General features: G+C 37.7%; 22 protein-coding genes. 19 read left to right on the top strand and 3 right to left on the bottom strand.

Annotated elements, in window-relative coordinates; all coding sequences use genetic code 11:
• Nucleotides 1-4: 4 nt before the first annotated feature.
• Nucleotides 5-991 (bottom strand): metal-dependent hydrolase, encoded by a 987-nt coding sequence (locus FH508_RS20590; RefSeq protein ID WP_173479566.1) that lies wholly within the window; start codon nucleotides 989-991, stop codon nucleotides 5-7.
• Nucleotides 992-1,276: 285 nt separating this feature from the next.
• Here FH508_RS20590 and mutY point away from each other — a divergent pair, with 285 nt between their 5' ends.
• The 18 genes from mutY to FH508_RS20500 all read left to right on the top strand — a co-directional run bounded on the left by mutY (nucleotide 1,277) and on the right by FH508_RS20500 (nucleotide 21,138).
• On the top strand, nucleotides 1,277-2,308 hold the full coding sequence (mutY, locus tag FH508_RS20585) for an A/G-specific adenine glycosylase (RefSeq protein WP_173479565.1): 1,032 nt from the start codon (nucleotides 1,277-1,279) through the stop codon (nucleotides 2,306-2,308).
• 95 nt (nucleotides 2,309-2,403) lie between these two features.
• Entirely contained in the window at nucleotides 2,404-2,586 is a 183-nt protein-coding gene (locus FH508_RS20580; RefSeq protein ID WP_173479564.1) for a gamma-type small acid-soluble spore protein, read from the top strand.
• Between the two features lie 297 nt (nucleotides 2,587-2,883).
• Entirely contained in the window at nucleotides 2,884-3,435 is a 552-nt protein-coding gene (locus FH508_RS20575; protein WP_173479563.1) for a nucleoside tri-diphosphate phosphatase, read from the top strand.
• Between the two features lie 227 nt (nucleotides 3,436-3,662).
• Nucleotides 3,663-5,408 carry an ABC transporter ATP-binding protein gene (locus FH508_RS20570; protein WP_173479562.1) on the top strand — a complete coding sequence of 582 codons (1,746 nt, stop codon included), beginning with the start codon at nucleotides 3,663-3,665 and terminating at the stop codon, nucleotides 5,406-5,408.
• A gap of 335 nt (nucleotides 5,409-5,743) precedes the next feature.
• Nucleotides 5,744-6,757, top strand: a complete 1,014-nt coding sequence (locus FH508_RS20565; RefSeq protein WP_173479561.1) for an ABC transporter ATP-binding protein — start codon at nucleotides 5,744-5,746, stop codon at nucleotides 6,755-6,757.
• Nucleotides 6,732-7,712: an ABC transporter ATP-binding protein gene (locus FH508_RS20560; RefSeq protein ID WP_173479560.1), complete on the top strand. Its 981-nt coding sequence runs from the start codon at nucleotides 6,732-6,734 to the stop codon at nucleotides 7,710-7,712. Before FH508_RS20565 ends, FH508_RS20560 begins: the two co-directional genes overlap by 26 nt.
• Before the next feature lie 31 nt (nucleotides 7,713-7,743).
• A complete protein-coding gene (locus FH508_RS20555; RefSeq protein WP_173479559.1) occupies nucleotides 7,744-9,360 on the top strand; it encodes an ABC transporter substrate-binding protein in 1,617 nt (538 codons plus the stop codon).
• 248 nt (nucleotides 9,361-9,608) lie between these two features.
• Nucleotides 9,609-10,613: an ABC transporter permease gene (locus FH508_RS20550; protein ID WP_173479558.1), complete on the top strand. Its 1,005-nt coding sequence runs from the start codon at nucleotides 9,609-9,611 to the stop codon at nucleotides 10,611-10,613.
• A 15-nt stretch (nucleotides 10,614-10,628) separates the two neighbouring features.
• Nucleotides 10,629-11,522, top strand: a complete 894-nt coding sequence (gene nikC / locus FH508_RS20545; protein WP_173479557.1) for a nickel transporter permease — start codon at nucleotides 10,629-10,631, stop codon at nucleotides 11,520-11,522.
• Between the two features lie 449 nt (nucleotides 11,523-11,971).
• On the top strand, nucleotides 11,972-12,586 hold the full coding sequence (locus tag FH508_RS20540; RefSeq protein WP_173479556.1) for a TerD family protein: 615 nt from the start codon (nucleotides 11,972-11,974) through the stop codon (nucleotides 12,584-12,586).
• A gap of 24 nt (nucleotides 12,587-12,610) precedes the next feature.
• Complete coding sequence (locus FH508_RS20535) at nucleotides 12,611-13,192, top strand: TerD family protein (RefSeq protein ID WP_139859557.1); 582 nt, start codon at nucleotides 12,611-12,613, stop codon at nucleotides 13,190-13,192.
• A 37-nt stretch (nucleotides 13,193-13,229) separates the two neighbouring features.
• A complete protein-coding gene (locus FH508_RS20530) occupies nucleotides 13,230-13,805 on the top strand; it encodes a TerD family protein (RefSeq protein ID WP_139859559.1) in 576 nt (191 codons plus the stop codon).
• A 150-nt stretch (nucleotides 13,806-13,955) separates the two neighbouring features.
• Entirely contained in the window at nucleotides 13,956-15,170 is a 1,215-nt protein-coding gene (locus FH508_RS20525; RefSeq protein WP_139859560.1) for an HpcH/HpaI aldolase/citrate lyase family protein, read from the top strand.
• Nucleotides 15,127-16,488, top strand: a complete 1,362-nt coding sequence (locus FH508_RS20520; RefSeq protein ID WP_139859563.1) for a phosphoribosyltransferase family protein — start codon at nucleotides 15,127-15,129, stop codon at nucleotides 16,486-16,488. Before FH508_RS20525 ends, FH508_RS20520 begins: the two co-directional genes overlap by 44 nt.
• Nucleotides 16,488-17,588 carry a cysteine protease StiP family protein gene (locus FH508_RS20515; protein WP_139859566.1) on the top strand — a complete coding sequence of 367 codons (1,101 nt, stop codon included), beginning with the start codon at nucleotides 16,488-16,490 and terminating at the stop codon, nucleotides 17,586-17,588. The genes FH508_RS20520 and FH508_RS20515 overlap by 1 nt, the downstream gene beginning before the upstream one ends.
• A 12-nt stretch (nucleotides 17,589-17,600) precedes the next feature.
• Nucleotides 17,601-18,419 carry an HAD family hydrolase gene (locus FH508_RS20510; RefSeq protein ID WP_139859568.1) on the top strand — a complete coding sequence of 273 codons (819 nt, stop codon included), beginning with the start codon at nucleotides 17,601-17,603 and terminating at the stop codon, nucleotides 18,417-18,419.
• A gap of 20 nt (nucleotides 18,420-18,439) precedes the next feature.
• Nucleotides 18,440-20,071 carry a YceG family protein gene (locus FH508_RS20505; protein WP_173479555.1) on the top strand — a complete coding sequence of 544 codons (1,632 nt, stop codon included), beginning with the start codon at nucleotides 18,440-18,442 and terminating at the stop codon, nucleotides 20,069-20,071.
• 26 nt (nucleotides 20,072-20,097) lie between these two features.
• Nucleotides 20,098-21,138, top strand: coding sequence for a toxic anion resistance protein (locus FH508_RS20500; RefSeq protein WP_173479554.1), 1,041 nt, complete (start codon nucleotides 20,098-20,100; stop codon nucleotides 21,136-21,138).
• A gap of 59 nt (nucleotides 21,139-21,197) precedes the next feature.
• Here FH508_RS20500 and FH508_RS20495 read toward each other — a convergent pair whose 3' ends face one another.
• A complete protein-coding gene (locus tag FH508_RS20495; RefSeq protein ID WP_139860018.1) occupies nucleotides 21,198-22,286 on the bottom strand; it encodes an FUSC family protein in 1,089 nt (362 codons plus the stop codon).
• 508 nt (nucleotides 22,287-22,794) lie between these two features.
• On the opposite strand from FH508_RS20495, the gene FH508_RS20490 reads away from it, so the two are divergent.
• A complete protein-coding gene (locus tag FH508_RS20490; protein ID WP_139860016.1) occupies nucleotides 22,795-23,292 on the top strand; it encodes a phosphoribosylanthranilate isomerase in 498 nt (165 codons plus the stop codon).
• A 188-nt stretch (nucleotides 23,293-23,480) separates the two neighbouring features.
• Here FH508_RS20490 and FH508_RS20485 read toward each other — a convergent pair whose 3' ends face one another.
• Nucleotides 23,481-24,767, bottom strand: a complete 1,287-nt coding sequence (locus tag FH508_RS20485) for a glutamate-1-semialdehyde 2,1-aminomutase (RefSeq protein WP_139860015.1) — start codon at nucleotides 24,765-24,767, stop codon at nucleotides 23,481-23,483.
• Nucleotides 24,768-24,888 lie beyond the last annotated feature (121 nt).

Genomic DNA, 24,888 nt, shown 5'->3' with positions numbered 1-24,888 from the left:
TTCGTTAATTGCTTGCGCCAATTTGTAATTTTTTTTGAAGTTTATCCTCGGTAAAAATCCAACCAGTGTATGAGGTAATAATTTCGTTGTCTTCGTTCAAATGAGCAACTGCAACGAAAGGATAGCGATTGTCACTGCGATAACGTAAATCAATTAACCTCACTTCTGTTAAGTCATTTTCAAGCTCGGAAATTTCCCAACGATACAATGGTGAAAAAGATACAAAGGCAGCAAGATTAGGGTCTTTCATTGCTGCTTCAACAGTAGGCGTTTTTGGCAATGGTTTGATTTCGAATTTATCGTAAATATTAACAGTTCGCCCATATGCACGGCCGACATAGTAATGGGTTTTCGATTTCGCGGCGATGCGCCAGTGGAAAAATCGCATCGTAGGCGCTACAATGACATAATCTTCATCTTGAATTGTACTGTGCACTGCTTTTTTAACTGCTTTTTGAACAGCAAATCTAAAGAAATAATAGACAACTATAACGCCATACATGACGCTAAATGTCCAGACTGGATTTGCCCCGAATGCCCATAGTAATATTCCAAGGCAATGTAGGGAAAAAATAATCGGATCAAATGTATTAATAACACCAAGGGCTACCCACTTTCTAGAGAATGGGCGAATAGCTTGTGTTCCGTATGCATTGAAAATATCAACAAAAACATGAATAGCTACAGCAAGAAATGTCCAAAGCCATAAATGTAACACATTTGCGTCCTGAATAATTAGTGATAACACGATTGTAATTAAGATCGGCCATAAGGCTACTGCTGGTATTGAATGTGTAATACCACGATGATGTCGAATGTAAATCGCATTATTGCGTAGTTTTAATACAGTATCAACATCAGGTGCTTGTGAGCCAATAATGGTACCAGCCATAACAGCAGTAAAAGTCATTGAATGATTGGCGACTACAGGGTCGGCTAAAGCTAGACCACCGAGTGCTATTCCCATAACGAAATGTGTACCTGAATCCAAAATTATCCACTCCTTGTATGCGTGAAAAAGTCGTACAATGCATACATGTATATTTCATTTCAATAATGGTATTGCTTATAAAATTTGCTTTTCAATCTCTAAGTATTCACTCGCACAAGAGGTAAATAATGGAGTTTGATTGTTTCAGCAAAAGTCCGCGACAGCGGCAGATGTCATGCGTAGGTGTAATAAATTTATACGTTTTTGGCATATTATGCGAATAGCTTTTCTTAATTGTATACCCTTTTAAACATAAATTAAATCGTAAAGACACGGGAGGTCACTGTGAAATATCCATATGTAGCAGAATTTCGACAATCTTTAGTCGAATGGTTTGAAGAAGAGAAACGAGATTTACCTTGGCGGCATACTAAAGACCCTTATAAAATTTGGGTATCTGAGGTAATGCTACAGCAAACACGAGTTGACACAGTTATTCCTTATTACAATCGCTTTATGGAAAGCTTTCCAACTTTAGAATTATTAGCTGAGGCACCACAAGAATATTTATTAAAACATTGGGAAGGCCTTGGCTATTACTCACGGGCGAGAAATTTGCAAGCAGGCGTTCGTGAGGTGTTAGAAAACTATGGCGGAATCGTACCTGATAATCGCCATGAAATTTCAAAGTTAAAAGGGATTGGTCCTTATACCGCAGGTGCTATATTAAGTATTGCCTATAATAAGCCAGAACATGCGGTTGATGGTAATGTCATGCGGGTTTTAAGCCGTGTACTTAATATACATGAAGATATTGCACTACCAAAAACAAAGAAAATTTTCGAAGAAGCTGTGGATGAACTCATTGATCCTCATAATGCATCATCCTTTAATCAAGGTTTAATGGAGCTTGGGGCGCTTATTTGTTCACCAACTTCTCCTAAATGTTTACTATGTCCAGTCCGTGAATATTGCACCGCATTTAATGAGGGAGAACCAGAAAAACTACCTGTGAAAACAAAAAAAGTCAAGATGAAGCATATTTCATACGACGTTTTTGTTTGTGAGGATGAGCAAGGGCGAATTTTAATGGAGCAACGGCCAGCAGTAGGATTACTAGCGAATATGTGGCAATTCCCGATGCTTGAACAAGCAGAGGACTCATTATTAAAATTTGCTCAGCACTATAAAGTTGAAACACAAGCACAACAGGAAATTTTAACATTTAAACATGTTTTCTCACATTTAACTTGGCATGTGAATGCTTATTATATGAAGTGTAAATCATTTGAAGAGGGTGAATGGCTAACTCGAGAGCAAATCGAATTATTACCTATGCCAGTGCCAATGTTAAAAATATGGCAAGCAATAAAATAGTGGCTATACCATAATTAAGCAATCGAAAATAAAAATTAATGAGCATAAAAGTAATCACCTCTGTACACAATAATTAGCGTGGAGGTGAATGACAAATGAAGAAAAATCAAAACACAAACCAACAAGCAAATAAAAACATGCAACGCCAAAGTGAAGAGTTTGGTTATGAAACGGACTTCAACGAAGTGCAAAAGCAAAATGCTAAAGCTGAGCAAAATAAAGCTCAAGCTTCAGGCAAATATGCAAAGAATAACCAAAACACGAACGCAAGTGAGTAATCACTTTGTAACTGCATAATTGCATTTACCTTCTAAGGGGCTGTCTAAAATCGAAAAGATGAAAAGGACAGCCCTTTTCTATTTTTCCTCACAAAAGCATAAGCTTATTACGTAAGAAATCTCATTTGAATTTTGCAGTAATGATGGAAATAGCAATTAATTTTCGAAAATTTGTACATAAATAACACGACACAGTGAAATTTGTAGTTTTCAACTACACCTTTCGCGTACAGATTGCTATAATATACTAGAGACTGCTAGATTTAGGTAGCATAGACGAAAAGGTGGGCTTCAAAAATGGCAATACCAGTAGAAGGAGAAACGATACAAATACATAGTTATAAGCACAATGGCCGCATCCACCGTGTTTGGCAAGAGACAATGGTGTTAAAAGGAACTAAAAACATTATAATCGGTGCGAATGAACGAACACTTGTGACAGAATCCGATGGTCGTACGTGGCTAACGAGAGAGCCTTCTATTTGTTATTTCCATGCGGAGCACTGGTTTAACATCATCTGCATGCTGCGTGAAGACGGTGTGTATTATTATTGTAATCTAAGCTCACCATTTGTTTTCGATAATAATGCCATTAAATACATTGACTACGATTTAGATATTAAGGTTTTTCCGGATATGTCGTATACCCTTTTAGATGAAGATGAATATGAACAGCATCGCCAGGAAATGTCTTACCCAGATGTCATCGATAAAATTTTAAAGCGTAATGTCGAAAAATTAATTAGCTGGATTCAACAAAAAAGAGGACCTTTTGCACCTGATTTTATCGATGCTTGGACAAGTCGTTATAAGTTTCAGCTCGATATGCAAGCAGATGATAGTCAGTAACACCTATTAGTTAATCTAATGGGTGTTTTTTTGCATATATGGGGTAATTTATAAATAGGGAAATCGATGAAAGTAAAAAATAGTTAGGATTAAAAGCTAACTAACTGTACTTCATGCTGAATATTGCTATAATACGTAAGGGCATTCGTCGTAGAATGTCTGTTTCTTTTTTTAATGTATAGAAAGCCACATAAAGAAGAGGTTTTCTAATAAGGAAGTGATGAAAAATGGGTAGTATAAAGCGTTATATGCGTTTTGTAAAACCATACACATGGGAAATTATTTTAACGGTTTTAATTGGTATTGTGAAATTTGCCATCCCGTTATTTATTCCACTGCTCATAAAAATAGTCCTTGATGATATTATTGGTGCGGAAGATTTGACGGATACTGAAAAAACAAAAGAGTTGTTTTACTGGTTAGGCGGTACAATAATTGTATTTTTCGTTATACGACCACCGATAGAATACTATCGTCAATATTTTGCACAGCATGTGAGTAATAAGGTTCTTTTTGATATTCGTAAAGAAATTTACGCACATTTACAGCGCCTTAGCTTAAAGTATTACGCTAATACAAGAGCTGGTGAAGTTATTTCACGTGTAATTAATGATGTGGAGCAAACGAAAAACTTTGTGATGACAGGATTAATGAATGTATGGCTGGACTTGGCAACGATTGTTATTGCCGTCTTTATTATGCTAGCAATGGACGTTAAACTAACACTTGTGGCACTTATCGCATTTCCGTTTTATGCAATAAGCGTTAGGTTCTTCTTTGGGAAACTTCGAACTTTAACACGCAACCGCTCACAAGCACTTGCAGGTGTTCAAAGTTATCTTCATGAACGAGTAGCTGGCATGAGTATTATTAAAAGCTTTACGCTCGAAAAGCACGAACAAAAATTATTTGATGAAGCAAACGGCGAGTTTTTAGAAAAAGCATTGGATCAAACAAAATGGAATGCTAAATCTTTTGCGGTCGTCAATACGATTACCGATGTAGCACCATTACTTGTGATTGCTTATGCAGGCTATCAAGTAATTAATGGATCTTTATCGGTCGGAACAATGGTTGCTTTTATTGCTTATATTGAACGTCTTTACGGGCCTCTTCGCCGATTAGTAAGTTCATCGACAACGTTAACGCAATCAATTGCCTCGATGGATCGCATGTTTGAACTAATAGACGAGCCTTATGAGGTCAAAAATAAAAAAAATGCACTAGCATTATCGCCTGCAACAGGTGAGGTGCGATTTGAGAATGTCGCTTTTCAATATGAAGTGGATGGTTCGCAAATATTAAAAAATATGAATTTCACCATAAATCCTGGGGAGACAGTCGCATTTGTAGGAATGAGTGGCGGTGGGAAATCCACCATTATTAGCTTAATTCCACGCTTTTATGATACGTCAGACGGAGCGGTATATGTAGATGGTCATGATGTGAAGGACGTTACAATCCAATCATTACGCGCTCAAATTGGCATCGTGCTACAGGATAATATTTTGTTCAGTGATTCGGTAAAGGAAAACATACTGATGGGCAAACCTGGAGCGTCGGAGGAAGAAGTGATTGCTGCTGCAAAAGCAGCGAATGCACATGACTTTATTATGAGCTTGCCAAATGGCTATAACACGAAGGTTGGCGAGCGTGGTGTAAAATTATCGGGTGGACAAAAGCAACGTGTTGCCATTGCCCGTGTATTTTTAAAAAACCCACCGATTTTAATTTTAGATGAAGCAACATCAGCGCTCGATTTAGAAAGTGAAGCACTTATTCAAGAATCGCTCGATGCCTTAGTGCATGATCGAACAACTATTATTATTGCGCACCGACTTTCTACAATTACACATGCTGATAATATTTTTGTTATTGATCATGGTCAATTAATTGAAAAAGGAAATCATGAGCAATTAATGAAGGAGCAAGGCACATACTTCAATTTATTCCAAGTACAACACTTAGATTAAATTGTTTGGGTGCCTGGCACTGGCCTTTCATTCCTAGGTGAATGAAAGGCTTTTTTGTATGCAAGGGCTTATTTAGCAATAAAATGAACGGCTGCTTTTATAATTACATGTTAAATGGAAACTATTTCTGTAGAAAAATATCGTAAAATTACGAATTTTTTATATAGAAGGCGGAAAATGTAGAAAATATATGCTATTGGTAGAAAAATAATGATTGAAAGAGAGGGGAAATTTAGTTAGAATTATCTGAAAATAGAGAATTTATTGATAGTTAGTATATAATAAACTATAAATTTGTAAAATTAAAAAATATTGGTAGGATGGGGCGGTTGAACATGCGAAAAAAGCTGTTAGAGATTAAAGGTTTACAAACAACCTTTTTCACAGATGATGGACAGATTCCTGCCGTTGACGATATTGATTTTTCGGTCCATGAAGGGGAAATTTTAGGGATTGTTGGAGAATCAGGCAGTGGTAAAAGTGTGACATCTTTGTCCATTATGGGCTTAATACCATCGCCACCTGGAAAAATCACAGGTGGACAAGTACTGTTAGATGGCAAAAATTTAGCGAAATTAACTGATAAGCAAATGCAAAAAATTCGTGGGAAAGATGTGGCGATGATCTTTCAAGAGCCGATGACTTCCTTAAACCCTTTATTTACTATAGGGGAGCAATTGAAAGAGGCTATTTTAATTCACAATCCTAAGTGGTCTAAAAAGAAAGCTTTTGCACGAGCGATAGAAATTATGAAACTAGTAGGGTTACCTCGTGCGGAGGAGTTATTAAAGGATTATCCACATCAATTGTCAGGTGGGATGCGCCAACGTGTCATGATTGCCATGGCGCTTGTCTGTGACCCGAAGGTACTGATTGCCGACGAACCGACAACAGCGCTAGATGTGACAATTCAAGCGCAAATTTTGCAACTAATGAAAGATTTGAACAAGCGGATGAATACGGCTGTTTTATTAATTACCCATGATTTAGGTGTCGTAGCAGAAACTTGCGAACGCGTTATCGTTATGTACGCTGGACAAATTGTTGAAGAAGCGTCCATACAAGAAATTTTTAAAACGCCAAAGCATCCTTATACACAAGGGCTTATTAAATCAGTACCAGATATGCGTTATAAAAAAGACAGTCTTTATTCGATACCTGGTAGTGTGCCAAAGCCAGGCACGATTAAAGACGGCTGTCGATTTGCAGCACGCTGTGAATTTGCGATGGAGCGTTGCTTACAGGAAACACCACCTTTATATGAAGCGACAGCGCAACATAAGGCAAGGTGCTTTTTATTGGAAGAACAGGAGGTGGTTCAATATGTCGAAAGTGTTGTTGAAGGTTGATGGTTTAAAAAAGTATTTTCCTATTCGGAAAGGCTTCTTTAATTCACAGGTTGGTGATGTAAAAGCTGTAGACGATGTTTCCTTTGAAGTATTTGAAGGCGAAACATTAGGTATCGTAGGTGAATCGGGATGTGGCAAGTCAACGACAGGTCGCCTATTAATGCGCTTGCTTGAGCCGACAGCAGGTAACATTGAATTTGGAGGCAAAATGATATCCACATTGTCCAACAATGAAATGCGGAAAGCGCGAAGAGATATCCAAATGATTTTCCAAGATCCTTATGCTTCGTTAAATCCACGCCATACGATTGGCAAGATTTTAGAGGAACCGCTCATTGTACATGGTATGGGCAATGCCAAAGAACGAAAAAAGAAAGTCATTGAGCTTCTTGAAATCGTTGGATTAAATGAATATCACGCAAAACGTTATCCACATCAATTTAGTGGAGGTCAAAGACAGCGTATAGGCATTGCTCGTGCGCTAATGACCAATCCTCGTCTTATTATTGCGGACGAGCCTGTTTCAGCACTGGATGTATCGATTCAAGCTCAAGTTTTAAATCTAATGCAAACATTGCAGAGGGAATTAAAGCTTACTTATATTTTTATCTCACATGACTTAGGGGTTGTTCGGCATATTAGTAATCGTGTCGGAGTTATGTATTTAGGCAAGTTAGTCGAGTTAACAGATAGTGAGAATTTATATGCAGAGCCGCTCCACCCATATACGCAGGCATTACTATCTTCAGTTCCTGTGCCTGATCCAACTTTTGAACGTGAGCAGCTTATTATATCTGGGGATATCCCGAGTGCATCTAATCCGCCAAGCGGCTGTGCATTCCATACAAGATGTCCATTTAAGAAAGAGCAATGCTCAAGCGTTGTTCCGAAACTGCAAGAAGTGAAACAGGGTCATTATGTTGCTTGTCATCTTTATGATGCACTTCAACATTAAATGATATAAAAAAGTTTTAGGGGGAAATTAAATGAAGAAAAAGAAGCTTTGGTCATTAGGCGTCATGCTAATCCTTGTTCTCTCGACAATCTTAGCTGCGTGTAGTGGTGGCTCTGATGGCAAGGATACAGGTTCAAAAGATACGTCTACTGGCGGTGATTCAGCTAACGGCAGTGAAAAAACATTAGTATATGGTCGAGGTGGGGATTCCACTGCACTTGACCCTGCAACAGTAACAGAAGGTGAATCTTTTAAAGTTACAGTGAATATCTATGAAACACTGATTAACTTTGGAGATGAAGATGTTACATTGCACCCAGGTTTAGCAAAATCTTGGGAAGCTTCAGAAGATGGGCTAACTTACACATTCCAACTTGAAGAAGGTGTAAAGTTCCACGATGGTTCTGATTTTAACGCAGAGGCAGTTGTGAAAAATTTCGAGCGCTGGAAAGCTGGCGCTGATAAGTTCCCGTACTTCATGTCCCAATTCACAATGGGCGGTGAGCAAGTAATTGAATCAATTACAGCAGAAGGCGATTCAACGGTTGTATTCAAACTGAAGCAGCCACAAGCACCATTCTTGAAAAACTTAGCAATGTCACCATTTGCCATTGCTTCTCCAAGTGCATTTGAAGCAAATGACGATGCGCTTATCGATAAGCCAGTAGGAACAGGTCCATTCAAATTTGTAAGTTGGACACGTAATGATTCTATTACAATTGAGAAAAATCCTGACTATCGTGTTGCAGGATTCCCGAAATTAGATAAAGTAATTTTCCGTTCGATTCCTGATAACTCTGCTCGCTTAAATGCACTAAATAATGGCGAGGTAGATGTTGTCGATGGATTAAGTCCATCGGATAAAGGATCAATCGAATCAAATGGTGATTTACAATTAATCGAACGTCCTTCTATGAACGTTGGTTACCTTGGTTTAACAGTAACACGCCCACCATTTGATAATGTGAAAGTTCGTCAAGCAGTAAACTATGCAATTGATAAGCAAGCGTTAGTTGATGCTTTCTATGAAGGATTAGCTCAGCCTGCGAAAAACCCGATGCCACCAGTTATTGCTGGCTACAACGATGATATTACAGGTTACGCATATGATCCTGAAAAAGCAAAAGCATTATTAAAAGAAGCAGGCTATGACGGTAAAGAAATTGAATTATGGGCAATGCCAGTACCACGTCCATATATGCCAGATGGACAAAAAATTGCAGAAGCTATTCAAAAGAATTTAGCTGATGTAGGCATTCCATCTAAAATTGTTTCATTCGAATGGGCTACGTATTTAGAAAAAGCTCAAAATGGTGAAGCGGATGCGTTCTTACTTGGTTGGACAGGTGATAACGGCGATGCAGACAACTTCCTTTACACATTATTAGACGCTGATAATATCGGCTCAAATAACTACACGTTCTATGACAACCAAGAGTTACACAAATTATTTGTTGCTGCACAAACAGAAGTAAATGAAGACAAACGTATTGAACTTTACAAACAAGCGCAAGCAATCATTTCTGAGGATGCTCCATGGGTTCCACTTGCACACTCAATTCCTATTTTAGCTGCAAGTACAAAAGTTTCAAATTACCATGCACATCCAACTGGCTCTGACCGTTTAGAAGCAGTAGATATGAATTAGACAATAGAGAAATGAAAATTGTCGCTTACTCATAGTGACGTAACAAGATTTTTACAGCTTTGGACTTTGTCTAGCGTTGTAAAAACGGGTTGTGACTATGTTGGTCGCAACCCGTTTTTCTGTATGAAAGACAAACTATCTAAACGGCTATCGTTTGTTGAAGGCTGTCCCTTTCTACAGTATGTGTATAGACTTCAATGCTTTTCATAGCAAAAGTATAATTAGAAAATTACAGAGAGGTGAAAAAGATGCTTCACTATATGGGAAGGCGTTTATTTCAATTAATCCCAGTTTTGCTTGGAATGACTTTTATCGTCTTTATGTTAATTCGTTTAATTCCTGGTAACCCCGCGCAAGTGATTTTAGGTCAGCAGGCGACGAAAGAGGCGGTTGAGGCATTAAACGCAAGTTTAGGATTAGACAAGCCATGGTACACACAATATTTTGGCTATTTAGGTGGTATTTTTCAGGGCGATTTAGGTGTTTCATTGCGTACAAAGTTACCTGTGTCACAAGAGATATTTCCTTATTTAGCGGCAACAGCAGAATTAGCCTTATTTGCAATGATTATTGCAATTGTTGTTGGAGTCAATGCAGGTATTATTTCAGCTTGGTTCCAAAATTCATGGTTTGATTATGTAGCGATGGTCATTGCTTTAATTGGGGTATCTGTGCCAGTCTTTTGGCTAGGTTTAATGGAACAATGGGCGTTTAGTATAAACCTTGGATGGTTCCCAACATCGGGACGTGATAATGTCCGTGACCCTATAACCGCCATTACGCATTTTTATTTGCTAGATACACTTCTTCAAGGGAGATTTGATCAGTTTACGGAAGTGTTAAAACGTTTAGTATTACCAGGGGTGGCACTTGCTACAATTCCAATGGCGATTATCGCAAGAATTACTCGCTCTTCCATGCTGGAGGTTATGCGCTCCGATTATGTTCGTACAGCTAGAGCAAAAGGACAAAAAATGTTTATCGTTGTTTATAAACACGCACTGAAAAACGCAGTTATTCCAGTGTTAACAGTAATTGGTTTACAAACAGGGTTACTGCTTGGTGGTGCCATTTTAACAGAAACCATCTTCAGTTGGCCAGGTATTGGTCGTTATATTTACGATGCCATTGGCTTCCGTGATTATCCAGTTATCCAATCAGGTATTTTAATCGTTGCGTTTATTTTCATTATGATTAATTTAATTGTCGATCTACTTTATACAGTGATAGATCCACGCATTAAATATAAATAGGAGGGAGATGCGATAATGACTGGTGCGATAGATATAAAAAAAGAAGCAGTAGCAAGTCGAGAGCGTGCGGCAGGTCCTTGGAGAGAAGGCTGGCGTAGCTTTAAAAAAAGTAAAATCTCCCTAGTTGGTGCTGGGATTGTAGTATTTTTTATACTTCTTGCTGTATTTGGTCCGTACATTGCACCACAAGGAATTAATGAACAGGATTTATCAAAGCGCTTATTGGCACCTTCAAGTGCGCATTGGTTTGGAACAGATGACTTTGGGCGGGATATTTTTTCTCGGATTATTCATGGTGCACGTATATCGTTAAGGATCGGATTTTTTGCCGTTATTCTTTCGGTAATTGTCGGAAGTACACTTGGAATTCTTGCAGGTTATTATGGAAAATGGATTGATACAATTATCTCTCGAATCTTTGATATTATGTTGGCGTTTCCTAGTATTTTATTAGCAATTGCTGTAGTGGCTGTACTTGGGCCGTCATTACAAAATGCTTTAATTGCGATTGCCATTATTAACGTACCAAACTTTGGGCGGTTAATTCGATCGAAAGTGTTAAGTGTAAAAGAAGAGGAATATATCGTAGCAGCAAAAGCGATAGGGATGCGAGATTCGCGTATTTTATTTTCTCATATTTTACCTAACTCTATGACGCCGATAATTGTACAGGGAACATTAGCAATTGCAACAGCGATTATTGAAGCTGCTGCACTAGGTTTCTTAGGATTAGGGGCACAGGCGCCAGCACCCGAATGGGGAAAAATGCTTGCGGATGCTCGAATCTACTTATTAAAAGCGCCATGGACAATGATTTTCCCAGGGTTGGCGATTATGTTAACCGTACTCGGCTTTAACTTAATGGGTGATGGTTTGCGAGATGCGCTTGATCCAAAAATGAAAAACTAATATTAAAATAGCCTTCTACTGAAAAGTTAGAAGGTTTTTTAATTGTTAAGATGAATAAATATCATAAATAAAAATTTACAATTTCATCCTGGAGCCATTATTTGAATTTTATGTAATATTATTTTAGACTTAATTTATGCTGACATACATACTTTATTGACGTAACTACTGCTCTTTAATGGAGGGTTACAAGAAGCGTAAACCTAAAGTATTTAAAAGTTTATGCTGTAACACTGTAACAAGCCGTGTTGATTAGGAAAATATGTATGGATTAATCGTTATGCTATAAACTTTCTATAAAAATCTATGATTTATAGCAAAGGGCTATCACTTAGCGGAAAACCCCTTTACTATTAGTTTTATAATTGGATAAAATTAGTTAATAAACATATTAGATATTGTTAGTATTTTTTCAGCAGAGGTACATTCAATTAAGGAGGGCATTAAAAATGGGGATTAATTTACAAAAGGGACAGCGTGTAGATTTAACAAAAGGGAATGCTGGTTTAAATAAAATTAAAGTTGGCTTAGGGTGGGACCCTGTAAGCCAAGCAAAAAGTGGTGGCTTTTTAGGCGGCTTATTTTCTAGTGGTAAAACAGCAGGTAGAGATGTTGACTGTGATTCCTCAGTTTTAATGTTGCAAGATGATCGTATCGTTGCAGGAGATGATGTAGTTTACTTCGGCAAATTAGCAAGTAAATGTGGATCTGTTATCCATTCTGGTGATAACTTAACAGGAGACGGTGCTGGTGATGACGAAGTAATTACTGTTGAGCTAGGAGCAGTGCCTGCTCAATATAATAAATTAGTATTTGTCGTGAACATTTATGATGCAGCTGGACGTAAGCAACACTTCGGTATGATTCAAAATGCGTATATTCGCGTGTACGATGACAAGACAGGCAATGAACTAATTCGTTATAATTTATCTGATGATTACTCGAATTTAACAACACTAGTGTGTGGTGAAATTTATCGTCACGGTAACGAATGGAAATTTGCTGCTATTGGTAACGGTACAAATGATGTAAAACTTGGTGATGTAGTTCGAAGATATCAATAATTATAAATTTGAGGAGGAATACAAATGGGTATTTCATTACAAAAAGGTCAAAAGGTAGATTTAACAAAAACAAACCCAGGTTTATCGAATGTAATTGTAGGTTTAGGTTGGGATACAAACAAATATGATGGTGGACATGATTTTGATTTAGATTCCTCCATTTTTTTACTTGCGGATACAGGTAAAGTAGCAGATCAAAATGACTTCATCTTCTACAACAATACTATTGGTGGTAATGGCTCTGTAGAACACTCTGGCGATAACTTAACAGGAGTTGGCGAAGGGGATGACGAAATCGTTAAAGTTTCGTTAAAAGAAATACCTGCACATGTTCAACGCTTAGCTTTCACTGTTACAATCCATGACGCAGAAGCACGTAGCCAAAACTTTGGTATGGTGTCTAACGCATTTATTCGCATTATAAATGCTGCTACAAATGAAGAAATCATTCGCTATGATTTAGGTGAAGACTTTAGTATTGAAACGGCTGTAGTGGTAGGCGAACTATACCGTCACAATGGAGAATGGAAATTTAACGCGATTGGTGCTGGATACCAAGGCGGTTTAGCTGCACTTTGTAATGATTATGGCTTAAGCGTAAACTAACGGTTTAACTTTACACGAGAAAGGGAGTTTTTTTCTAATGGGTATTCAGTTAAGTAAAGGACAACGCATTGATTTAATGAAACAGGATCCAGGCTTAAATAATGTTGGGATTGGTTTAGGCTGGGATGTTAAACAATTCGATGGAGGAAGTGACTTTGACTTAGATGCATCTGTATTTTTATTGGATGCATCCGGAAAATGCCGGAATGAACAAGACTTTATTTTCTACAATAATCTAACAAGTCCTGATAAATCTGTCCAGCATATGGGTGATAACCGTACTGGTTTAGGTGACGGAGACGATGAAAAAATTCTTGTAAACTTAAAGCAAGTATCCCCTCAAATTGAAAAGATTGTTATAACAGTGACAATTTATGATGCTGAAGGTCGCCGTCAAAATTTCGGACAAGTTCTTAATGCATATGTTCGTTTAACGAACGAAGAATCTGGTTCAGAAGTTCTTCGCTATGATTTAGCAGAAGACTTCAGTATTGAAACTGCGGTCGTATTTTGTGAGCTATATCGACATAATGGCGAATGGAAATTTGCCGCTGTTGGCTCTGGCTATCAAGGTGGGCTCGCTTCGTTAATCAATGCTTATGGTCTAGAGTAATAAAAGGAAGATGGATATCAATAGTGGCCACTAGTAGGCATTAATTTATATCATGATGAACTTAACGGAAGGCACTGTATTAGTCTGTATAAACAGGTTGATGCAGTGCCTTTTTTACAAAGATCATTCTTTGATGAGGGAGAGAATTGGATGCAATATTTTGCAACAGAAGCGGAGACGATTTTTTATCAACGACCACGCACATTTACAAAACTAGATTCACCTGATATTTTATCGTATGCATTAGGTGCAACGTTATATATGCCTGCATCTAAGCCTAACATTATTGATATGGTACAATCACAAAAATATCAAGATTTAAAATCGTTTGTCATAGATTTAGAGGATGCAGTTGGGGATGCAGAGTTAGCGAGCTGTGAGCAAAAAATAATTGAAGATATAAGTGCTCTCTACACACTTTATGTCCATAACGAAATTTTACTTGAAGATTTGCCACTACTATTTATTCGTGTGCGAAGCGTTGAGCAATTTAGACTGTTGACTTCCGTATTAGGAAAGCGACAGGAAGTGCTTACGGGTTACGTATTTCCTAAGTTTACAGCTATCCAAGGAGCTGCCTACTTTGAATTGCTGGAGCAAACAATTGAACAGCATCAGCTAACATTGTATGGGATGCCTATTTTAGAAAGCCGAGATATTTTATACAAAGAGTCTCGAATGGAAGCTTTATTTGCAATTAAAGATGTGTTGCATCGATACAGAAAACGTGTACTTAATGTACGAATCGGTGCTACTGACTTTTGCGGGATTTATGGAATTCGTCGCCGAGTAGACTCAACAATTTATGATATAGCCGTTATTCGAGACTGCATTGCAGATATCGTCAATGTACTTGGTCGTGAGGATGAGGACTTTGTTATTTCTGGACCAGTATGGGAATATTTCAGCAATGAACGGGTATTGAAACCAACGCTAAGAGCAACACCTTTCAGTGAAAAGGGAGCTTTATATGCACGTAAGGCATTACTTGATGATTATTTGGATGGCTTGATGAAGGAAGTAATTTTAGATAGACAAAATGGCATTTTAGGTAAAACAATTATACATCCCAGTCACATTCGTATTGTCCATGCACTGTATGTTGTCTCTTATGAAGAATTTGTAGATGCCACTAGTATTATTGATAATGAAGGGCAAAAGGGTGTTTTAAAAAGCCAGTATGCCAATAAAATGAATGAAATGAAGCCACATATGAGATGGGCACAGAAAGTTTTACGCCAAGCACATATATATGGTGTATACAATGAATCTGCAGATTTTGCCTCTCTATTATTGAATGCAAGTGTAGGAGGAAATACGGATGACGAAACGCAACAACAAGTTGAACATTATTCAAGATTATAATATTGATATCAAGATTACCCACAACCTTTATAATTTTGCTATGACGGATTTATTCAAAATGGCGACACGTATTAATAAAAAGAGACAATTTTTATTTGTTAGTACTGTCCTTGGCAAACATTTAGCAGTTCGACCACAAGTGCCAATTCTTACTGGTACACTTTTAGCAATGATGTATCATGAAAAACTGGTTGGTCGTGAATCTTTATTAGTACAGCCAGTTGTACAGGCAATACAAAAGCAGCAAAACATGCAAGAGGTTTTACAGCAAGTAGAGGAGCAAAGACTGGAGCTATTGGAGGAAGTTTTATTTATCGGCTTTGCTGAAACAGCAACAGCTCTTGGGCATGCAGTTTTTAATGCTTTTAAGTCCAATGCAACGTATGTCCATACGACGCGAGAACTACTGCCAGAACTCGAGCCATTTGTCACTTTCGAAGAAGAACATTCACATGCGACGAGTCATCGCGTGTACTGTGAGCAACCTGAAAAATTACTTCAGGCAAAACAGATTGTGCTCATTGACGATGAAATAACAACGGGAAATACAGTGGTCAACATTATTGAAACACTACGCCAAAAATTCCCTACTGTTGAGCGTTATTCCGTTTTATCGATTTTAGATTGGCGTTCTCCACAGCAACAAGCAATGTTTGCGGAGCTAGAAGTTAAGTGGGGGGTAACGATTGATTTTGTATCGATAATGAGTGGTCAATTTATTTGTGAGGGTACACCACTATTAACAAATCATCAGGTACAAATTACATCGCAAGCAACAACTGAAATGAAGTTGCTTTCGGCGAATGAAACAGGTGCACAGAAACATTACTATTCTATCGCTGAAAACGGTGTGATAAATAAGGCTCCGTATATATTAGCAACAGGTCGTTTAATGCTAACGACTGAGCAACATGTGGTACATAAAAAGATGTATCAAACGATCGCAAACCAGTTACGAGCCCTTCGTACAGGGGGACCAGCACTTGTTATTGGTACAGGGGAGTTTATGTATGTGCCTATGCAAATAGCAAGTTGTTTAGGAGAGGATGTTTATTTCCAAGCGACGACACGTAGCCCAATTTATTGTGCAAATAATCCATCCTATACAATAACAGAAAAAATTGCTTTCGAAAGTCCAGAAAATAATGGTGTAGAAAATTACTTATATAATTTAAATAGCCATTCTTATTCAGAACTTTTTTTAGTTGTAGAACGTATAGCCAATAAAGAGGTAGTAGCACGTGCAGTACATGCATTAAAATCTGTTAGTAACGCAAATATATATGTGATTTGTATGCATGAATGGGGGACTGAATAATGCCTGAGATGAAGCAACCAGATAAAATGGGAAGCTATTCTGCAGAAGATGTTGTTTTTTTACTACGAGATATTAGTACCATTCACTTAGAAATAGCTAATGAACAGCGTGAACGACTTATTCAATCGGGTACCCACTATTCAGAAATGTTGCCAGTAGAGTATCTTCCTTCTGAAGCGTATATGAAGCTGTTTTATCGAACATTAGATGATTATGCACAACGTATTGCGCTTGCGGTTGGATTAGTAGCACAACAAATTGTAGAGCGTAGAGGCTTAGATAATTTAGTGCTTGTTAGTTTAGCGAGAGCAGGAACACCTATTGGCATTTTAATTAAACGTTATATAAAAATGCATTATAACGTGAGCGTTCCGCACTATACGATGTCGATTCTCCGAGGTCGGGGTATTGATGACTACGCTATACAATACATATATTCTCAGCACCCACTTGCACAAATACAATTTATTGATGGATGGACAGGGAAAGGCGCGATTACGAGAGAATTACAACAAGCTTGTGAAAGCTATAATGAGCAAAATAATGAACAATTGGATGCGACATTAGCGGTGCTTGCTGACCCAGGCCATTGTGCTGCAATCTATGGTACACGTGCTGATTTTTTAATACCATCGGCATGTTTAAATTCAACTGTGTCAGGCTTAGTTAGCCGCACAGTATGGAATGCACAGTTCATGGATGTAAATGACTTTCACGGAGCGAAGTTTTATAAAGAACTTCAGCATGCGGATGTTTCCAATTTGTATATTGATCGTATTAGCGCCTATTTTTTACAAGTTGAGAAAGATGTAGAGCAACAGCTTCGAGCACGAATACCTTCTACTATTACATGGAAAGGGTTGGAATCGGTTATTGCAATTCAACAACATTATGGCATAACAAATAGTAACTTTGTGAAGCCAGGAGTTGGAGAAACAACACGGGTATTACTTCGCAGAGTCCCATGGAAAATATTAATTAACCCTACCTATGTGCATGAATTAGCACACATTTTACTTTTAGCAAAGGAAAAGAATGTTGAAATTGAGGAATATCCACAAATGTCCTATGCATGCTGTGGCTTAATAAAAGAAGTGTAGAGGAGGGAAGACATGCTACTATTTACATCTGATTTAGATCGTACGCTTATATACTCTCAGCGCATGATGGATAAGTATCCACCCAATACAGCCCCAATTACGGTTGAGCGAAAAAATGGGGAAGGACTTAGTATGATGACAGAAGATACAATGTCATTATTGCAACAGGTTCACCAACAAACATTATTCGTACCTGTTACAACACGTGCATTACATCAATATGAACGAATACATGCAATAAAAGAGTTGTGTCCTACTTTTGCAATTACGAGTAATGGGGGTACAATAATAGAACAAGGACGCCCTAATGTGGAATGGGCCAAAATTTTACGCAAACGAATTGAAGATTCTTCCATTCCACAAGCAGATTTAGTACGCCAATTCAATAACATAAAATCACAATGTTGGCTTCAACAATCGTTCTATGTTGATGAGTTATTTTATGTACATTATGTGGATTGTCATATTTTGCAGCATGACGATGTGCAGGCTATGATTCAAGACTTTGCGGTACATGGTTGGCATGTACTCTTGCAAGGACGAAAATTGTACTTTATGCCAAAGGTGCTTACAAAAGAAGCCGCAATTTCGTATTTGAAGGAGCATTGTACATATACTATACACTTGGCAGCGGGTGATTCCATAATGGATTATGGAATGCTCGCTTTGGCAGATAAAGGCTACACGCCATCGCACGGTGACTTAAAAGACAAACAACCACAAATACTAAAGAACACCCTATATTCGGCACATAGTGGTGAAGCATTTACAAAACATTTATTGGAAGATGTTTTACAATTGGCAGCCATGCAACCAATTGTGGAAGTATGATGTAAGGAGGTGATGCTTGTATGCAAACAGTCACAATTGAATCAGTATTAGAAAGAGATTCTTATGATTGGCTACAAGCCTTCCAAGAAGCAGCTAATGTGCGAGCAGTTTACGAGGTGACAGAACAACACGTTCGTTTTAGCCGTATTGCTGTACGTATATTAGGTGTCCCGCTAGAAGAAGATGAATATTTTAATTCTTTATATACAATGTCACAAAATCCAAATATCCATATTTTAAGCGAAGAATTAAATAAACATATTGAGCAAAAAGATTTTCAGGCATTGCAAACGATTATAGAGCAACATCAGCAATCCCCTAAAGGCTTGTCGATTAATCGACTAATTGCCATGATGTATGGTCATCAACTTATTCCTAAGCATGATGATCCTTCGATGAATCGTCATTTGCAGCTCGTGACGATGCGAGTAGTGGAGCGCTTCAGAGATCAGCAATCACTTGGATTACTAGCGAATGACTTTCGACGCTTTTTAATTGATATGGTGAAGTGGTTAAAAAACCATTGGATTCAGTGGACAAAAGCGATGAAGCCGACAGATGATTTCCCGAAGGTCATTTGGTATGGTGAAACAACAATTAGTCAGCGCTATTTCCTCCTATTATTAATGGAGCTTGGTTGCGATGTGTTAATCTTCCATCCAGCAGCGATTGATGAATTTGCTACAGTGGATTCAACAGATGCATTTTCTGTTACGCACTCCTATGTAAGTCAAACAACGCTACAGCCATTCCCTGATAAATTACGAGATCGTCAAGCAACAGTGGGCTATAGCTCTAGCCAACATTTTGAACAATTAATGCATGACCAGCATTCGGGTGTTTATCGACCATGGCAATTTAAAGACCATTTGCCGCGTTCACTAACACTACGTATGACATATGATGATATTTTTATTTATGAAAATGAAAAGGCGATGGTTCGTCCGAAATTTGAGGTGCTTAAAGATGAAGTCATCATTCCAGTAATTTTCGCAAAAGTTAGTGGCGTATCTAGTAACCGTGAAGAATATTGGGGAAATATGCATCGATTGCTTGCAAGCCCACAAGCGGTATTTGTGCAGGCGTTTCCATATGCGAAAACGAGTAGAGCTAATTTTCATTTTCATTATCAGCATTGTTTAGTGAATGGTGAACTATCTACAGAGCGGATTATGCAAAGTGATTGGTGGCAATATGAGGATTTGACATTGGAGCTACAATCAGCAATTGCTCATACAATGAAAACGTCCTGTGAGCAGCCTATGCTTAAACTGCAGCCAAATGAATCACAGTATGATTTGCAATTATTTATATTTAAGCAAATGACGATGATTCCAAAGGACATATTGCGCTTATTACAAAGTTTTGATTATGCTCAGGAAGTGCCAAAGCTAGTGCTCTATCAAGCACCGCAGCAGCCAGTATTATCTCGTGAAGATATTGCTTTATTAGCGTTTTTAAATCGTTTTGGTGTAGATATTATTTTTTACAATCCAACAGGTAAGCTTGATTTAGAAAAACATTTGCTAGAGGATACGTTTGATGGACATCGTTTAGAGCATATGGTGTTTGACTTACAATTTGAAGAGCCAAAGCAACAAAAGTCAAAGCCTGATAAAATGATTAAAAAATTATTTAACCGTTTCTTCTGACGGCTAGGAAAGGAAGGAGGAACATAATGTCAAGTAGAGCGATTGTACTTGAACGATTAACAGCTGAAACAGCAGAACAAACAAAACAACAGCTAAGTCATAGTCCAGAAGTACAGCATATTGCAAACCAAATCAATATAAAAAACAAGCTTGAATTGACGGAGCTCGGTAAGGAGCCAGCAGTTAAACTTTCACGTTTTTCAGACCAAATTTTAAGAACGATTGCCCATTCAAAAGTAAATGAATCCAACGAATTATTAAAGCAGCTCGAAGCCCTAATGTCTAAGTTTGATAAAAAGGAAGTCATTGAACAACAAGGCTTTTTAGGGAGATTGTTTAAACGTGCGCCGAAAAATAAGGAAGATTTATATGCTAAATATAATGTTCTTGGAAGAGATATTGAAAAAGTACATTATCAATTTGTCCTAATGGAAGAAGCATTGGCAAATGATAATCGAATGCTAGCTCGTCTTTATAACGAAAATTTGACTTATTATATGGAGCTTGAAAAATATATCGTTGCCGCTGAGATGAAACTAGATGAGATAAAGTCAACATTAATTCCAATGTATGAAAGACAAAGTGAAGCGGGCAATCAAATTGCAAAAATGGAGCTTACAACATTACAAGCAATTGCCGAAACATGTGCCCAAAAAATTGATGAGCTTGAGAAATCGAGAATGGTAGCGATTTTAGGGGCAACCCAAATGGATATGCTACGCAATGGCAATAGCGAGTTAATGGAGCAAATCAATGGAGCGTTTGTCACCACAATTCCTGTTTTTAAAATGGGGATTATGAATGCGGTGAATGAAAAGCGCCAACAGCTACAACAGGAATCTGCTGCTGCTTTTGAAAAGCGTATGAAGCAATTTGGTGAAAACAATAGTCATGCTGTTTTACAAAGTGTGGAATATGCTCAGCAAAGTGAGTCGACAATGACGCTCGAAGAAATGTGGGAAACGATTGTTACTGGTATTACAAGTTATCGTCAGTTACGTGCGGAACAAGCAACGAAGCGTCAACAAATAGAGCAGCAACTAATGGCTTTAAATAATGAAGCTTAAAAAAGCTGACACCATATTAAGGTGTCAGCTTTTTTAATAATTGTGTGAGTGCCTGGCACCTAAATAAACTCTTCTTCGATTTCCAAGTTGATTTCTTGGCCGTGATAGCTTTGATATGACACGATTAAAGTATCTAAGTGCTCTAAGTTTTCCTCGTAATCTAAAATCCGCGACAAAATATATAAAAGGTGATAGCTCGAAAATTCTGTATCGCCTTCTTGGTGTGCATATGTCACTTGATGGATAAAGATTTCCATTAACTGATTGCGTTGAATGTAGTCGATATGTGTGCTCCATTCGGAATGCTCAGGCTTTAATTTCCCAGTATATTTTAGCAACAGCTGCTCATGGTAGGTAAGCAGGAAGTCTAGACGCTCTTGAATCATTAAATGGAATTGTGTCGGTAAATGCGCTAATTCGTTTTCATGTTTATGCAGACGATGTAACAATTCTAGACTCTTTTTTGAAGTCGTAATCATTTGACGGTAAACTACTAATTTTCTTGCTTTAATGTATTTTTTGTTTTTAAAGTAATTTCGTTCTTCCTTGAAAAACTCATAGAGTGTATCGACTCTAAGCATACGTTCTCTAAATTTGTTTAAAGCAGTTTTAGTAGAAGTATGCTCAGATGCTTGACGAACAGCTAATCTCGTCCAGCGAATAATATCATCCTGTAAAAAGTAAATTTTACGGAAAAGCTTTACTTCGTATTTTGGTGGTAAAAACACAAGATTTACAACAAATGCTGCTAAAACCCCAACTAAAATTGTAAGAAAGCGAAATAAACTAAATGTAAGAAAGTCATCACCTTGAATCTCCATAATAGCGACAACGGAAACAAGTGCTAGAGAAAGTGATTTTTCAAGCTTGAATTTTAACATCAATCCTATTGCGATAATGACAGCAATACCTACAGCCACGACGTGATGGCCGAAAAGTAAACCGAAGATTACGGCAATGGAAGCTCCGATAATATTTGCTTGTACTTGTTCAACGATCGTTTGATAAGAGCGATAAATAGATGGCTGAATCGCAAAGATTGCTGCAATTCCAGCAAAAACTGGAGTTGGTAATTGCAGGAGCTCTGCAATAAATAGTGCAAAGACAATAGCTACGCCAGTTTTAAATACACGGGCACCTAATTTCATAATAAAATCGATGTCCTTTCTGTCTAATATTTTTAACTTGGCTCCTCTTTTAAAAGTGAGATTTAATCAAGTTAAAGGTCTCTGCGCAAGTCACAGAATTTAAAAGTAGCTTTTTTAAGAAAGCTCACAAAAATCTGGATACCATTATGCTAAGTCGTAATGAATGCTTCTTTACATTATAGAAGGAAGTTCTTAGAAAATACATAGATTTGTATATCATAATATAAAAAAGTTGACTCCTACTAATCATGCACAACATTGTTTAATCTACAAGCACAAAGGGAACAGCCAAAATGTCGACCCTCCCTTTAATATTAAACAAATTTTCGTAAATTGAAACCAAATAATCGTGTTGAAAGTGTACAACGAACATACATAAAGCTGTCGACAAAGACATTAGCATAAAGATTAATTGTTGCAAACAGTAGTCACTATTTAACGAAAATAATCTTTTTGAAGGTACTAGATGGCATATGTGAAATTTTGGAGATGAAAATTGGAGGGTTAAATGAATAATCAAAAATTTGATGAGTTTATTAAAATAGCTAAAAAACTAAATGATATTAAAATTATTCCATTGTTAATGGGTTCGGTTGGCTTAGAAGTAGTTACAGGGGAAAATTGGAAAGCTCAAGACTTAGATATTCATGTACCTGGTGATAAAAGAGGGTGGGAAGTTCCCCCTGAAATATCCATACATAACTGGATTGATATTGTGAAAATCATGGAATCAATGGCATATAGCTTAATTGATTTGCATGAACATGAATTCACTAAAGAGGGGCTATCAGTTCAGTTCGGTATTATTGACACTTTACCAAATTTCGCAGGAGTACAATTAGATGATTTAGAAATGCAGCAAAAGGAAGAGGTCAAATATTACTTATTAAATCCTGAGCAATATTTATATGTTTACAAGGCCTCATCTAAGGATAGTTATAGAGCAGACAAAAATAATAATAAAGATTTAATAAAAATAGATTTCTTAAAAAACATGAGATGCTAATTTAATGGTCCTAATAAGTGCTTTAATTGAAGAGATAACAAAATTGGCGTAGCAGTAAATTTGATTGCTGATGTACAAAAAGGATAGATGTAAGCAGGTATCCACCCGTTTCATCTATCCTTTCTTTTTTAGCTATATGTTGTTGGACATTATAACTATCCTTTCATTATAACGTCCTTTGTAGTTTCTTAAAGTTGAGAAAATGCATAGTCGACAGCTTCGATTGTTTCACGAATATCTGCTTCTGTATGCTCAGTTGTTAAAAACCATGCTTCATATTTAGATGGTGCGAGGTTAATGCCTTGTCCAAGCATTAGTTTAAAGAATCGACCGAAAATTTCTCCGTCAGAATTTTCGGCTTGCGCATAGTTTTCTACTTTCACATCTGTAAAGTAAATCGTTAGTGCACCTTTTAGACGATTTAAAGTAATCGTTACGCCATGCTTTTTGGCAGCAGTTAAAATACCTTCTTCTAAAATCGCACCAAGTCGATCCATTTCATCGTAAACACCTGGAGTGGCTAATACTTCTAAGCAAGCTATACCCGCTTGCATCGATGCAGGGTTTCCAGCCATTGTCCCTGCTTGATATGCTGGTCCAAGTGGAGCAACTGTATCCATAATTTCTTTACGACCACCGTAAGCGCCGATTGGTAAACCACCGCCAATAACTTTTCCTAGTGCAGTAAGGTCTGGCGTTAAACCGAGTAGTGTCTGTGCACCACCGTAATGGAATCGGAATGCCGTAATCACTTCATCATAAATTGTCAGTGCACCTTTTTCTTTCGCTGTTGCATGCACTAATTCTAAAAATCCAGGGTTCGGTTCAACAATACCGAAGTTTCCTACGATTGGTTCAATTAAAATCGCAGCGATTTGGTCACCCCATGTTTCCATCGCTTCTGTAAATGCTTGGGGATTGTTAAATGGTACCGTAATGACTTCTTCTGCTGTTGCAGTTGTTACACCTGCTGAATCTGGTGTGCCTAATGTAGCTGGACCAGAGCCAGCCGCTACTAATACTAAGTCAAAGTGTCCGTGGTAGCAGCCAGCAAACTTCATAATTTTTGTACGGCCAGTATAGGCACGAGCAACACGGATAGTTGTCATCACTGCTTCTGTACCTGAATTGTTAAAGCGTACTTTATCCATTGAAGGGATGGCTTCTTTTAGCATTTTAGCAAAAGTGACCTCATATTCAGTTGGCGTACCAAATAATGTACCGTTTTCAGCGGCATTAGAAATCGCCTTTGCAATATGTGGATGGCCATGACCTGTAACAAGTGGACCGTATGCAGCTAAATAATCAATGTAACGGTTGCCGTCAACATCCCAAAAATAAGCGCCTTTTCCTCGAGCCATTGCAACGGGCGAGCCCCCACCGACTGCTTTATATGAACGAGAAGGGCTGTTCACACCACCAACGATATGTAAAAGCGCTTCTGCGTGTACTGCTTCAGATTTTGAGTGATTCATAACTATGCCTCCTAAGTAATTATACTTAACCTATTGTAGACCTATCAGTGTAAGAAATCCAAAGAAAATAAGGGATATGACTTGATTTGTTACTTAGAGTAAAATAAGAAATGCAAAAGGA

The organism is Lysinibacillus sp. CD3-6 (assembly GCF_006351725.2).
In the GTDB taxonomy this organism is placed as follows: Bacteria; Bacillota; Bacilli; order Bacillales_A; family Planococcaceae; genus Lysinibacillus.
Note: the sequence above shows the minus strand (reverse complement) of the source record. Positions and strands in the feature narration are given on the sequence as shown.